Here is a 14,549-nt window from a genome sequence, read left to right as displayed (position 1 = left end):
GATGGGGCACGCTGCCCCATCCGCTCAGAGTTCGCCGGCGATCAGACGCGCAATCAGCTGATGATTCGCGGGCGGAAACTCCTCCGCGACCAGCGCATGCTGATCAACCCAACGCTGCGGCTGACCCTCTTTGCCCCACGGCTCTCCTTTCCACCCTTCAACCAGAAAGAAATGCAACGTCACGCGCAGATCGTCATAGCTGTGGTCTGCATGACCAATCGGGCGTGCCTCGGTGACCTCAATCCCGGTCTCTTCCTGAAGTTCCCTTATCAAACCCTGTTCGGCGCTTTCGCCCGCTTCAATCTTACCGCCAGGAAACTCCCACTTGTTCGCCATGTAAGAGGTCGCCGCGCGCTGGGCAAGGAAAATTTGTTTACTGGCATTGCGAATGATGCCAACTGCAACCTGCAGGTGCTTCATGAAGACTATCCGGTAGTAATGGGTGAATGAAGCCTGATTTTAGAGCATGCCGTAGCGGATGTTAACCGCTTTAGCTCAGCGGAGTCGCTGTTGCCTGGGTGGCAGAGACCATAAAAAAAGGAGCCAGCGGCTCCTTTTTTATTAGCATTCAGTCTCAGGCGATACGGCCATGACACTGCTTGTACTTTTTACCGGAACCACATGGGCAGGGATCGTTGCGGCCGACTTTGCGTTCGCCACTCTGCTCCGCCACAGGCTCTGCGGCTGCCAGCAGATCCTCTTCAACATGGCTCAGCTGCTGTTGCTGTGCCAGACGTTCAGCTTCTTCGCGACGTTGTTGCTCCATCGCTTCAACTTCCTCTGGCATGCGCACCTGCACTTTGCTCAGCGTACTGATCACTTCATATTTAAGAGATTCAAGCATCGCGGCAAACATGGCGAAGGATTCACGCTTGTACTCCTGCTTCGGATCTTTCTGCGCATAGCCGCGCAGATGGATGCCCTGACGCAGATAGTCCATCGCGGCCAGATGCTCTTTCCACAGCGAATCCAGCGTCTGAAGCATCACGCCTTTTTCGAAGTTGCGCATCATCTCTGCGCCAACGATCTCTTCTTTCTCAGCGTAGCTTTCCATAGCATGGGTCATGATGCGCTCACGCAGCACTTCTTCATGCAGATCGGGCTCTTTATCCAGCCACTCTGCAATCGGCAGGTTCAGATCGAAGTCAGTGCGCAGACGCTCTTCCAGGCCTGGCACGTCCCACATCTCCTCCAGCGACTGCGGCGGAATGTAAGTATCGATGGTGACTTTGTAGACGTCGTGGCGAATGCTGTTGATGGTTTCGCTAACGTCAGACACATCCAGCAGCTCGTTACGCTGACTGTAGATGGCGCGACGCTGGTCATTAGCCACATCATCATATTCCAGCAGCTGCTTACGAATATCGAAGTTACGGCTTTCAACTTTGCGCTGGGCATTGGCAATCGCTTTGGTGACCCACGGATGCTCAATCGCTTCGCCTGGCTTCATGCCCAGTTTACGCATCATATTCGAGACGCGGTCTGAGGCAAAAATACGCATCAGCGCATCTTCCATTGAGAGGTAGAAGCGAGAAGAACCGGCGTCACCCTGACGACCTGCACGACCACGCAGCTGGTTGTCGATACGACGCGATTCGTGACGCTCAGTACCGACGATGTGTAAACCACCTGATGCCAGAACCGCATCATGACGAATCTGCCATGCCGCTTTAATCTCTTCGATTTGCGCTTCAGTTGGCTCTTCCAGTTCGGCCACTTCAGCGTGCCAGCTGCCGCCCAGCATAATATCCGTACCACGTCCGGCCATGTTGGTGGCGATAGTGACCGCACCCGGCTGCCCAGCCTGCGCCACGATATCCGCTTCGCGGGCGTGGAATTTGGCGTTCAGAACGTTATGTTTGATACCGGCACGGGTCAGTTCGTTAGAGACCACTTCTGATTTCTCAATCGAGATGGTTCCCACCAGCACCGGCTGACCATTGGCGGTGCGCTCACGGATATCTTCGATAATGGCATCGATCTTCTCTTTCTCGGTCATGTAGACCAGGTCAGCCAGATCTTTACGCACCATCGGACGGTTGGTCGGCACGACAATGGTGTCGAGCTTATAAATGGAGCTGAATTCAAACGCTTCGGTATCTGCGGTACCGGTCATACCGGCCAGCTTCTCGTAAATACGGAAGTAGTTCTGGAAGGTGATAGAGGCCAGCGTCTGGTTCTCGTTCTGGATCTCAACGCCTTCTTTCGCTTCAATCGCCTGATGCAGACCATCAGACCAGCGACGACCCTGCATGGTACGGCCGGTGTGTTCATCAACAATCACCACTTCACCATCTTTCACGATGTAATCCACATCGCGGGTAAAGAGTGCGTGCGCACGCAGCGCCGCAGTGACGTGGTGCATCAGCATGATGTTGGTCGGAGAGTAGAGTGACTCGCCCGCTTCCATGATGCCCTCGCTGACCAGCAGCTCTTCCACTTTGACCAGACCGCGCTCAGACATGTGAGCCTGACGCGCTTTTTCATCGACCCAGAAGTCGCCTTCACCCTGATGGGTTTCGGTATCTTCTTTATCCTGGCGCACCAGATGAGGGATGATCTTGTTCACTTTGGTGTAAAGCTCAGAACTGTCTTCTGCCGGACCAGAGATGATCAGCGGCGTACGCGCTTCATCGATCAGGATGGAGTCGACCTCATCCACCAGCGCATAGTGCAGTTTACGCTGTACACGCTCTTCCGGGCTGAAAGCCATGTTGTCGCGCAGGTAGTCGAAGCCATATTCGTTGTTGGTGCCGTAGGTGATGTCTGCTGCGTAAGCTTCACGCTTTGCCACCGCCGGCAGGCCCGACATGTTGATACCAATGGTTAAACCCAGGAACTCAAACAGCGGACGGTTATTTTCCGCATCACGCTGTGCCAGATAGTCGTTGACGGTAACCACGTGAACGCCTTTGCCGGACAGCGCATTCAGGTAGGCTGGCAGCGTTGCGGTCAGCGTTTTACCTTCACCGGTTCGCATCTCAGCAATGCAGCGATCGTTCAGCACCATGCCGCCGATCAGCTGCACGTCGAAGTGACGCATCCCGAACACGCGTTTACTCGCTTCACGCACGGTTGCGAACGCTTCCGGGATCAGGCTTTCCAGCGATTCACCTTTTTTCAGGCGTTCGCGGAACAAATCAGTTTTCGCTTTCAGTTCATCATCAGAGAGCTTCTCAAAATCGGGCTCCATCTTATTGATGACGTCCACCACTTTACGCATACGACGCAGGGTACGATCGTTACTGCTACCAAAAACCTTGGTTAATATTTTGCTTAACATAATAAATATATTCTCAATTCAGCCGGAGCATTCCGGACTGCGAAATCTAAACAGAGTGAATAAAACCAAAAATATTAGCAGAACAATCGGGCGGGTCCGGCGCGAATGCCATGCACGCTGGCATGCCACTCTACCCATGAACGGGTAACGGCCGTGAAAAGAGGCGGCGTAGAGATCTGCTGCGGTGCAGTGTGCATCGCAGAATGTGATGTCAGTAAACTATGCAGTGAGTCGATCAGCGCCAGCTTTTGTGCCGCCAGCGGTAATGTCTGTTGCTCCGCCTGCGCCTGGGGCGCCAGCGTGAAAGAGAGATGACGAATAACGGTGCGGATGGCGTGCTGATGCCAGTAATCCACGCTGAAGCTCGGGCGTCGGGACGCTTCCTGCAGCCGGATCAGGTGATCAAAGCGTGTGGCACTGCCAAGAAAGAGACTGCTGGCCGGAGATTCAGACGACGCGTTGAGTTCGGAGCTTTGCGCACAGGCTGGCAGGCCAAAGCTGGCCGCTACCATCCCTAACAGGAGATGAGGCCAGAAGTAGCGTCTACCTAATTGTCGCCAGCGCAGAAGAATCCCGATCACAACCTTTCCATCGCGCATGCTCTGTTGCGCTCTTGTTTTCTGGTACCCGCCGCGAGCCGCAACGGATTTCGGCCTGTAAAAGCGCCACAGATAGTATCATTAATGTGGGGCATCCACACCTGGGATTAAAGTGATGGCGAGAGAAAACACGTGTGATTGTTCAGCAAATCAGCAGAACAGACAACGCTTTGCGAGCGAGGTCGCAGTCATCAGGCGTGTGATAAGAGGCAATAAAAAACGGCTGGCGCCGCTGACCGGAGAGGGTGTCAGCATAACCAGCCGTTTCACGTTCCGGGGTAATTAAGCCAGAACCAGATTCGGTGCTTTGAATGCCAGCGGCAGTTCAGCTTCGTCTTCGAAGGTTGCCCATTCCCAGGCTTCCTGCTTAGCCAGAACCGCTTGCAGCAGCTTGTTGTTCAGCGCGTGGCCCGATTTGAACGCAGTGAATGCGCCAATGATGTTGTGACCACACATAAACAAGTCGCCAATCGCGTCCAGCATTTTGTGACGGACAAACTCGTCCTCAAAACGCAGGCCTTCTTCATTCAGTACGCGGAAATCATCCAGACCTATCGCACAATCTAAGCTACCGCCCAGGCACAGGCCTTTAGACTGCAGATATTCGATTTCACGCATAAAGCCAAATGTACGCGCCCGGCTGATTTGACGAACAAAGGCGTCAGCAGAGAAGTTCATCGCATAACGCTGTGAGCTGGAATCGATAGCCGGGTGTTTGAAGTCGATGGTGAAATCGAGCGAGAAGCCGTTAAACGGTTTGATCTCGGCCCATTTGTCACCCTCTTCCACACGCACGGTCTGCTTAACACGCACAAATTTCTTCGCGCTGTTGAGCTGCTCGATGCCCGCATCCATCAGCAGATAGATAAACGGTGCTGCGCTGCCATCCATGATCGGGATTTCTGGCGCATCGACTTCAACAATAATGTTGTCGATACCCAGACCCGCCAGGGCGGCATTGAGGTGTTCAACCGTTGAAATACGCACGCCTTCATCATTCACCAGGCAGGTACTCAGCATGGTGTCGCGCACGTATTTTGCATCAGCCGGAAAATCTACCGGTGGATTCAAGTCGGTGCGACGATAGATGACCCCGGTATTAGCCGACGCAGGGCGTAATGTCAGGGTGACTTTTTTGCCGGTATGTAAACCGACACCAGTCGCCTGAACAATACGTTTTAATGTCCTTTGTTTGATCATCGTATTATCTCGCAATATCACCTGTCCGACCGCCAGTATACTTTACCAGCGGACAGAGACTTTAGCACAAAGAGCGGAGAATCCCAATTATAGGGTTAATCCTAATCGGCCTGCTTACGTAAAAAGGCCGGAATATCAAGATAATCGGGCTCTTTGTTCGACTGCGCAGCCTGGTCGTTAACGACTTTGGCCGCAGGTTTCTGCTCCTGCGGCAGCGGTGACATACCGTGCTGCTGATAGCGATGATCCATCACTGGCTGACTGGCTGGCTTGTTGGTTACCAGGGTGATTTCAGGACGCTTGTCCATGCCGATACCGGTTGCCACCACGGTGACGCGCAGTTCGTCATTCATTTCCGGATCCAGTGAGGTACCGATCACGACGGTCGCGTTGTCAGAGGCGAAGGCGCGGATAGTGTTACCCACGGTCTCGAACTCATCCAGACGCAGGTCGAAGCCCGCCGTAATGTTGACCAGCACGCCACGCGCACCAGAAAGGTCGATATCTTCCAGCAGTGGGCTGGAGATCGCCATTTCAGCCGCTTCTTCCGCACGATCTTCACCGCACGCGACGCCTGAACCCATCATCGCATAGCCCATTTCGGACATGACGGTACGCACGTCAGCAAAGTCGACGTTCATCAGGCCAGGACGGGTGATCAGCTCAGCGATACCCTGAACGGCGCCTTTCAGCACGTCATTAGCTGCACCAAACGCATCCAGCAGAGAGATACCACGGCCCAGCACTTTCAGCAGCTTGTCGTTTGGAATGGTGATCAGTGAATCGACATGCTTAGAGAGTTCGGCGATCCCCTGCTCGGCAAACGCCATGCGCTTTTTGCCTTCGAAGTTGAACGGCTTGGTGACAACCGCCACCGTCAGGATACCCAGCTCCTTAGCCACTTCAGCCACGACAGGCGCTGCACCGGTACCGGTACCGCCGCCCATACCTGCTGCGATGAAGACCATGTCTGCCCCTTCCAGCGCAGAACGCAGTGCTTCGCGATCTTCTTCTGCAGAGTTACGGCCCACTTCCGGGTTCGCACCCGCACCCAGACCTTTGGTAATGTTATTACCGATCTGAATGGTCTGGCCGACAGCTGTTTTACGCAGCGCTTGCGCGTCGGTATTCACAGCAAAGAATTCCACACCTTCGATACGCTCGCGTACCATGTGCTCTACGGCGTTACCGCCGCCGCCACCGACGCCGATGACTTTAATCACCGCGTCGTTGGTTAATTCCATAGGTTCAAACATGATTTCTCTCCGTTATGTGCCTGTCGCCTGGAGATCACTAAAGAAAACAGCATGATCCCCTTTCACAAAAATTAAAACTCTTTTTTTAACCAACTGTTAATACGCTTGAACCAGTTACCTACTGAGACCCGTTTTTCGGTCTCTGCATCACCGTTCATGTGCGACTCTTTGCCGTAATGCAACAGTCCCACGGCAGTGGAGTAGTACGATTCCTGCGCATAGTCAGTCAGGCCGGTAATATTCAGCGGCTGTCCGATACGCACCTGCGTATGGAATACGCGTTGCGCACAGGCCGCCAGTCCTTCGATTTGCGCTGCACCACCGGTCAGGACAATGCCTGCGGCTAAGTGATGCTTCACGCCCTGCTGACGCAGTTGTTCCTGTAACTGCAGAATCTCGTCATTGACCAGATTCAAAAGTTCGGTATAACGCGGCTCAATCACTTCAGCCAGCGTCTGACGTTGCAGGCTACGTGGTGGACGTCCGCCCACACTCGGCACCTCAACGTTCTCATCTTTGCCGACAATCGAGCCCAGCGCGCAACCATGGCGCACTTTGATCGCCTCAGCATCCGTTGGTGGTGTGCCAAACGCATAGGCGATGTCGCTGGTAACGACGTTGCCTGCATACGGAATAACCTTAGTGTGCCGTAAAGCGCCGCCGGTATATACGGCTATGTCCATTGTACCGCCACCAATATCGACAACACACACGCCCAGCTCACGTTCGTCTTCAGTCAGAACGGCAAAACTGGAGGCGAGACCGGCAAAAATCAGCTGATCCACTTTCAGCCCGCAACGCTCAACGGCTTTAACGATGTTCTTCGCCATATCGTTGTGGCAGGTGATCAGATGCACTTTCGCCTGCATACGCACGCCGGAAAGCCCGACCGGATTTTTAATCCCTTCCTGATAGTCGATGGCGTATTCCTGAGGAATGACGTGCAGGATGCGATGCTCGTCACGTACTCTCACCGATTTGGCGGTATGTACGACGTTCTCTACATCATCCTGAGTCACTTCCTCTTCGGAAATCGGAACCATCCCGATTTCGTTCTGACAACTAATATGTTTGCCCGATAAAGCAAGGTAGACGGAGGAGATCTGGCAATCTGCCATCAGCTCAGCCTGATCGATGGCGCGCTGAACGCATTTCACCACCGACTCAAGGTCGTTTACGCCACCTTTATCCATACCGCGGGAAGGGCAGCTGCCCACCCCAATAATGTTGACCATACCATCGGGCAGAACTTCCCCAACCAGGGCGGCAACCTTCGCAGTGCCGATTTCGAGTCCAACTACCAGTTTTCTGTCCGTTGCCTTGATCATTGTTGTTTAGCCTGTGCCTGGTTCTGTTGCTGATTACTGTCCTGTGGCTCCATCACGATCGGTGTCCAGCCAACAGAAGCGCCAGAGTCGTATCGTAAATCCACGTAGCTGATACGTTTGCTCTCGTTCTGACCTTGCTGTTGCAGCACCGGGTAGAGCTCAATAAAGCGATTCAGTCGTTTCATGGTGTCGCTGCGGCCCAGTTCGATACGAACATCGTCGCTGGTGACCAGCTGCCATGAACGCCGCGCCGTCATCGACGCCACCTTCAGAGTAAACTTCCGGGCTTTCAGCACATCATCCATGCTGTGATAGCCCGCCAGGACCTCTTTCTCACTCCCTTCCGGCCCGTACAACATCGGCATTGTCTCTTTGCCGACATGACTGGCGGGTACGCTGAAGGAGACACCCTCAGCATCCACCATGTGCAAATCGTTCCAGCGCGCCACCGGTGTGTACTCCACAAGGTGGATCTTCAGTTCGTCCGGCCACTGCTTACGTACGCTGACCTGCTTAATCCAGGGCAGCCGCTCAATCTGCTGCTGCAGGATGTCCACGTCCTGAGACATAAACGTACCAGGCGGACCCAGCGACAAAATCGCCTGACGAATATCATCGTGTGTGGTGTAGTGCGTCTGTCCTGTCACCACCAGTTTTGACAATGGCAGCCGGGACGCATCGTTCATCCACTTCAGTACCACCAGCCCGCCAGCAACCATAATCCCGATGACGATCAGCAGAAAAATAATGCCGAACAGTCGGGCACCGTTACTGCGCCCGGTGCGAATACGCTCCTGCGGTTCACGGTTTCGAACTCTCATCGCCGCCTGTGACATATCAGTCGGCCAGCTCCAGAATATGGGCAACCAGCTGCGGGAAGCTCATGCCCGCCTGTTTCGCTGCCATTGGTACCAGACTGTGGCTGGTCATGCCCGGTGAGGTATTGGCTTCCAGTAACTGAAAGCGCCCTTCCCCATCGGTCATTACATCAACCCGTCCCCAGCCACGACATCCCAGCGCACGCCAGGCCGCCAGTACCAGCTGCTGTAATTCCGCTTCACGTTCAGCGCTTAAATCGGCCGGACAGACGTACTGAGTATCGTCAGAAATGTATTTAGCTTCATAGTCATAGAACTCGCTGGCGCTCTTTATTTCAATCGAGGGCAGAATACGATCGCCCACAATCGCGACGGTGTACTCCGCGCCGCTAAGAAACGCCTCGACCAGCACGTCATTGTCGTGCTTAAACGCCATGTCCAGTGCCGCCGGCAGCGCGCTCAGATCGTTAACCCGACTGATGCCTACGCTGGAGCCTTCACTAGCTGGTTTCACAAATAGTGGCAGGCCAAGCGCCGCAATTGCCGCATTGTTTTCTGCGTCCAGACCGGCATCAAACTGCTGACGCGTCAGCCAGACAAACTTTCCTGACGGTAAACCACGTCCCTGCCACAGCAGCTTGGTGCGCAGCTTATCCATGGTCACGGCCGATGCCATCACGCCGCTGCCGGTGTACGGCAGTTGCAGGAACTCCAGCACCGCCTGCAGCGTGCCATCTTCTCCGCCCCGGCCATGCAGCGCGATAAAGGCTTTGGTAAAGCCCTGCTCTTTCAGCGTCAGCACAGAGACATCACGGGTATCGATGCCATGCGCATCAATGCCCATTTCCCGTAATCCGGCGAGGACGGCCTGACCTGAGTTCAGCGAAACCTCGCGCTCTGCCGAGGTGCCACCCATTAATACTGCAACTTTATCCGCCATGACGATCCTCCGCTTTGCGTTCCGGCTGGAGCTTAGTGTCAGCCAGCTTGCGGGCAACCTTGCCGACGTTACCGGCTCCCTGCACCAGAATCAGGTCATTGCCTGACAGCAGCGGTGCCAGCATCTCTGGCAGCGCGTCATGTTCCGGCACCAGAATCGGATCCACCTTGCCGCGATTACGAATCGCACGGCACAGCGACCGGCTGTCAGCACCCGGAATAGCGGTTTCACCGGCAGAGTAAACATCCAGCATCAGCAACACATCCACATGCGACAGTACGTTGGCGAAATCATCAAACAGATCGCGGGTACGGCTGTAACGGTGCGGCTGAAACACCATCACCAGTTTTTTATCCGGCCAGCCTGCGCGCGCGGCTTTAATTGTCGCGTCCACTTCGGTGGGATGATGACCGTAATCATCAACCAGCATCGCGGTGCCCGGCTGTCCGTTGACCGGCTCTGTCGGGAATTCACCCAGCAGATCAAAGCGACGGCCCGTGCCCTGGAAACTCTCCAGCGCAGCCAGGATAGCATTGTCTTCAATGCCCTCTTCACTGGCGACGGCGACGGCGGCTGCCGCATTCAGGGCGTTGTGGCGTCCCGGCGCGTTCAGCGTAATCTGCAGCGGTGCTTTATCCTGACGGATCAAGGTGAAATGCCCTTGCGCGCCACTCTGTTCATAATTTTCAATGCGCAGGTCAGCATCATCACTGAAACCGTACGTGGTGATATGGCGTCCCACGCGTGGGATCAGATCACGAATAACCGCATCATCCACACACATCACCGCACGACCGTAAAACGGCAGGTTGTGCAGGAAGTTAATAAACGTCTGCTTCAGGTTCTCAAAATCGCCCTGATAGGTGTCCATATGGTCAGCTTCGATATTGGTCACAATCGCCACCATCGGCTGCAGATGCAGGAACGACGCATCGCTCTCATCCGCTTCAGCAATCAGATACCGGCTGTGGCCCAGACGGGCATGAGTGCCTGCTGCTTTGACCAGTCCGCCGTTAACAAAGGTCGGATCGAGACCCGCTTCCGCATAAATACTCGACACCATCGCCGTGGTGGTCGTTTTGCCATGGGTACCCGCAACGGCGATGCCGTGACGAAAACGCATCAGCTCAGCCAGCATCTCCGCGCGACGGATCACCGGGATACGCTGTTCACGTGCCGCCACCAGTTCGGGGTTATCTTGCGAAACGGCGCTGGAAACCACCACGACGCTGGCATCGGTCACGTTTTCGGGGCGATGGTTAAAATAAATGGTGGCACCCAGCGCAATCAGGTTCTGCGTCACCGGGTTAGGGGCCAGATCTGAACCGCTGATATGGTAGCCTTCATTTGCTAACACTTCGGCAATACCGCCCATGCCAGCACCGCCGATGCCGACAAAGTGGATGTGCCGGACGCGACGCATCTCGGGCACGATAGAACGCAGTTTTGCCAATTGTTGTGTATTCATCGCTCTCAGTTACCTGCTATTTCAGTTTGTACCCAGTCCGGGTACAGGTCAGACGCGCTGACCGGAATGATTACTTTGCGGCGCGAGCCACTTCCTGAGCGACCCGTTCAGTCGCATCGGGGATCGCCACCTGACGGGCCTGCTCAGCCATCGTCAGCAGTGTTGCGCGATCCCAGTGGCGTAGCTGATCCGCTACAGCCTCCGCAGTAAATTGCGGCTGCTCAAAAATTCTGGCGGCGCCCGCTTTCTCCAGCGGCAGCGCGTTCCAGTACTGCTGGCGATCTTTGTGCTGAAATGGCACGAAAATCGCCGGTAAGCCAGCGGCAGCGACTTCGCTCACGGTTAACGCGCCGGAGCGGCACACCACCACATCAGCCCAGGCGTAGGCGGCAGCCATGTCATCAATAAACTCGCTCACCTTGTGCTGCGTCTGCCCGACCTGCTGATAAGCTTTTTCTGTTTCGGGCAACGACCCTTTACCGGTCTGATGCCACAGGGTGATCTCATCACCCACCAGCGCGGCAACCTGCGGCAGCGTCTGGTTCAGTATCCGCGCACCCTGACTGCCACCGATCACCAGCACCCGTATCGGGCCATGACGATTCGCGAGACGTTGCGCGGGTAAAGGCAGTGCCAGTACATCAGTGCGAACCGGATTTCCCACCACATCGGCGGCGGGAAACGCGCCCGGAAACGCCTGCAATACTTTCGTAGCGATTTTCGCCAGCCATTTGTTGGTCAGCCCGGCAATACCGTTCTGCTCATGCAGCACCACCGGAATACCGCAACTCCAGGCCGCTAAGCCGCCAGGACCGGAAACGTAGCCACCCATGCCCAGCACGACATCCGGCTGCCAGGCCTTCATGATGCGACGGGCCTGACGCCATGCATTAAAGATGCGCAGCGGTGCCAGCAGCAACGCCTTCATGCCTTTACCACGTAATCCGCTGATGCGGATGAAGTCGATGTCGATGCCGTGCTTTGGCACCAGATCGGCTTCCATACGGTCGGCAGTGCCTAACCAGCGGACCTGCCAGCCCTGTTCCATCAGATGATGGGCGACAGCCAGACCGGGAAAGACATGTCCGCCGGTTCCGCCTGCCATCACCATCAATCGCTTACCGCTCATCGACCACCTCGGGTAAACGCCTGCGCTTTCGCCAGGCGCGTTTCATAATCTATGCGTAATAAAAAGACGATGGCAGTCGACATAATGATCAGACTTGACCCACCGTAACTGATCAGCGGTAAGGTCAGACCTTTGGTCGGTAACATACCGGCTGCTGCACCGACGTTAACCAGCGCCTGGAAGCTGAACCAGACTCCGATTGAACAGGCTAAAAAGCCGGAAAAACGCTGATCCAGTTCCAGAGCACGACGGCCAATCGACATCGCACGAAAAGCGACGAAGAATACCATTAAAAGTGCCATTACCACACCGACGTAGCCGAGTTCTTCCCCGATGATGGCGAAAATAAAGTCGGTATGTGCTTCGGGCAGATATTCCAGCTTTTGCACGGAGTTACCGAGCCCCTGGCCCCAGAATTCCCCGCGACCAAATGCCATCAGTGACTGGGTCAGCTGGTAGCCGCTACCAAAGGGATCTTCCCACGGGTTCCAGAACGAGGTCACACGGCGCATACGGTAGGGTTCTGCAATGATCAGCAGGATCACCGCAAAGATGCCGGAACCGATGATTGCCAGGAACTGCCACAGTTTGGCGCCCGCCAGGAACAGCATCGCCAGGGTCGTCACAAACAGCACAACCACCGTACCGAGATCCGGCTGCGCCAGCAGTAACACGGCCAGCACCACCATCACGCCCATCGGCTTACAGAAGCCCCAGAAGTTGTTACGCACCTCTTCCACTTTGCGCACCAGATAACTGGCGAGATAGCAGAACAGAGAGAGCTTCGACAGCTCTGCAGGCTGAATACGCAGCGGACCCAGCGCGATCCAGCGCGATGCACCGTTAACCGAGCTACCGACCACCAGAACAATCAGCAGCATCGCGACCGTGACCATCAGCATCACGTTGCTGTAGCGCTGCCAGAAATCCATCGGCACCCGCAGCGTGACCAGCGCCATACATACAGCCAGCACGATGTAGAAGGCATCGCGCTTGGCGAAATAAAAGAGATCGTCATTCAGACGCTGACCCACCGGCATTGAAGCCGACGTCACCATCACGAAACCAATCACCGCCAGGCCCAGCGTCAGCCATAGCAGTGTGCGGTCATAGAGCACCAGCGAAGAGTCATCACTTTCGCGTGCGCCCATGACCCAGTCTTTCAGGCGTCCTGAGAAATATCCCGCCAGTCCGGCGCCAGGAATACGCATCAGCTCAGCTCCTTCGCCAGTTGCGCGAACTGCTCACCGCGCTGCTCAAAGTTACGGAACTGGTCAAGGCTGGCACAGGCTGGCGACAGCAGAACCATATCGCCTGCTTTAACCTGCGGCGCAATCTGCTCCATCGCCTGGCGCATGGTCTCAGTGCGCACGGCGATCTCCGGACGCAGCGCTGCCAGCGCATCGCCATCGCGACCAAAGCAGTAAAGGCGCACATTGTCGCCCTGCAGCCAGGGGATCAGCGGCGTAAAATCGGCCGACTTGCCATCACCGCCCATCAGCAGCCACAGCGTTCCCTTCACCTGCAGGCCATTCAGCGCTGCTTCGGTGCTGCCGACGTTGGTGGCTTTGGAGTCATTGATCCAGCGCACGCCCTGATGCTCATGAACCAGCTGGAAGCGATGCGCCAGACCGTTAAAGTGCGTTAAGGCAGCCAGGCTGGAAGCTCGTGGCAGTCCCACCGCATCGGCCAGCGCCAGCGCAGCCAGCGCATTGGTGTAGTTGTGCTGTCCCACCATCTTCATTTCGGCCGTGTTCAGGACCTTCTCGCCTTTCACCCGCAGCCAGATACTGCCCTGCTGCTTGTTAAGGTGGTAGTCCCCGAAATCGACACCAAAGCTGACGCAGCGGGTGTCCGCGCCGCGTACCGGCATCGTCAGGGCATCATCGGCGTTAACGATGCAGACCTGTGCATTCTCATAAACCCGCAGCTTAGCGGCGCGATACTGCTGCATACCCAGCGGATAGCGATCCATATGATCTTCGCTGACGTTAAGTATGGTTGCCGCCGCGGCTTTCAGACTGTGCGTGGTCTCCAGCTGGAAACTGGAGAGTTCCAGTACATAGAGTTGCGCCGGTGACTGCAGCAGACTCAGCGCGGGCAGACCAATATTGCCGCCGACGCCCACCTGCCAGCCTGCGGCTTTCGCCATTTCACCCACCAGCGTAGTCACCGTGCTTTTACCGTTGGAGCCGGTGATCGCCACGATCGGCGCCTGCGCCTCGCGGCAAAAGAGCTCAATGTCGCCGACAATTTCAATGCCGGCTTCGACGGCTTCGCTGAGAATCGGATGCGCCAGCGCGACGCCAGGGCTGGCAACAATCAGATCGGCCGCCAGCAGCCAGTCGCCGTTGATGCCGCCCAGATGGCGTTCAACCTGCCCGGGCAATTTATCCAGCCCCGGCGGCGAGACACGGGTGTCCATCACGCGAGGCGTTACGCCCTGCGCTAAAAAGAAATCAACACAGGAGAGCCCGGTGAGGCCCAGCCCGATGATGACGACTTTTCTACCCCGATAGTCAGCCATG

12 protein-coding genes are annotated in these 14,549 nt (G+C 55.8%); all 12 read right to left on the bottom strand.

From position 1 onward, the window contains the following. Nucleotides 1-24 precede the first annotated feature (24 nt). The 12 genes from mutT to murD all read right to left on the bottom strand — a co-directional run bounded on the left by mutT (nucleotide 25) and on the right by murD (nucleotide 14,548). A complete protein-coding gene (gene mutT, locus AC6I8B_RS03415) occupies nucleotides 25-420 on the bottom strand; it encodes an 8-oxo-dGTP diphosphatase MutT (protein ID WP_010253900.1) in 396 nt (131 codons plus the stop codon). Nucleotides 421-574: 154 nt separating this feature from the next. Next, nucleotides 575-3,283, bottom strand: coding sequence for a preprotein translocase subunit SecA (gene secA, locus AC6I8B_RS03410; RefSeq protein WP_010671827.1), 2,709 nt, complete (start codon nucleotides 3,281-3,283; stop codon nucleotides 575-577). A gap of 74 nt (nucleotides 3,284-3,357) precedes the next feature. Continuing rightward, nucleotides 3,358-3,864: a secA translation cis-regulator SecM gene (secM, locus tag AC6I8B_RS03405; RefSeq protein ID WP_223565752.1), complete on the bottom strand. Its 507-nt coding sequence runs from the start codon at nucleotides 3,862-3,864 to the stop codon at nucleotides 3,358-3,360. Nucleotides 3,865-4,164: 300 nt separating this feature from the next. Then, nucleotides 4,165-5,082, bottom strand: a complete 918-nt coding sequence (gene lpxC / locus AC6I8B_RS03400) for a UDP-3-O-acyl-N-acetylglucosamine deacetylase (RefSeq protein ID WP_010253894.1) — start codon at nucleotides 5,080-5,082, stop codon at nucleotides 4,165-4,167. A gap of 101 nt (nucleotides 5,083-5,183) precedes the next feature. After that, the gene (gene ftsZ / locus AC6I8B_RS03395; RefSeq protein WP_010253892.1) at nucleotides 5,184-6,338 is read right to left on the bottom strand and encodes a cell division protein FtsZ; all 1,155 of its coding nucleotides are present in this window, start codon (nucleotides 6,336-6,338) and stop codon (nucleotides 5,184-5,186) included. A gap of 71 nt (nucleotides 6,339-6,409) precedes the next feature. Beyond that, complete coding sequence (gene ftsA, locus AC6I8B_RS03390; protein ID WP_010253890.1) at nucleotides 6,410-7,666, bottom strand: cell division protein FtsA; 1,257 nt, start codon at nucleotides 7,664-7,666, stop codon at nucleotides 6,410-6,412. After that, nucleotides 7,663-8,502: a cell division protein FtsQ gene (ftsQ, locus tag AC6I8B_RS03385; protein ID WP_010253887.1), complete on the bottom strand. Its 840-nt coding sequence runs from the start codon at nucleotides 8,500-8,502 to the stop codon at nucleotides 7,663-7,665. The genes ftsA and ftsQ overlap by 4 nt, the downstream gene beginning before the upstream one ends. A 1-nt stretch (nucleotide 8,503) precedes the next feature. Next, nucleotides 8,504-9,424 (bottom strand): D-alanine--D-alanine ligase, encoded by a 921-nt coding sequence (locus AC6I8B_RS03380; RefSeq protein ID WP_157353432.1) that lies wholly within the window; start codon nucleotides 9,422-9,424, stop codon nucleotides 8,504-8,506. Next, a complete protein-coding gene (murC, locus tag AC6I8B_RS03375) occupies nucleotides 9,414-10,892 on the bottom strand; it encodes a UDP-N-acetylmuramate--L-alanine ligase (RefSeq protein WP_010253883.1) in 1,479 nt (492 codons plus the stop codon). The genes AC6I8B_RS03380 and murC overlap by 11 nt, the downstream gene beginning before the upstream one ends. 70 nt (nucleotides 10,893-10,962) lie before the next feature. Continuing rightward, nucleotides 10,963-12,021: an undecaprenyldiphospho-muramoylpentapeptide beta-N-acetylglucosaminyltransferase gene (gene murG / locus AC6I8B_RS03370; protein ID WP_022625408.1), complete on the bottom strand. Its 1,059-nt coding sequence runs from the start codon at nucleotides 12,019-12,021 to the stop codon at nucleotides 10,963-10,965. Further along, entirely contained in the window at nucleotides 12,018-13,232 is a 1,215-nt protein-coding gene (gene ftsW, locus AC6I8B_RS03365) for a cell division protein FtsW (protein ID WP_010253879.1), read from the bottom strand. Before ftsW ends, murG begins: the two co-directional genes overlap by 4 nt. Continuing rightward, nucleotides 13,232-14,548, bottom strand: coding sequence for a UDP-N-acetylmuramoyl-L-alanine--D-glutamate ligase (gene murD / locus AC6I8B_RS03360; protein WP_010253876.1), 1,317 nt, complete (start codon nucleotides 14,546-14,548; stop codon nucleotides 13,232-13,234). The genes ftsW and murD overlap by 1 nt, the downstream gene beginning before the upstream one ends. Nucleotide 14,549: the final 1 nt, after the last annotated feature.

It is taken from the genome of Pantoea sp. X-Soil-ISGK-285, from assembly GCF_059730815.1.
The sequence above is the reverse complement of the archived record's forward strand: the minus strand, read 5'-3'. Positions and strand labels throughout refer to the sequence as shown.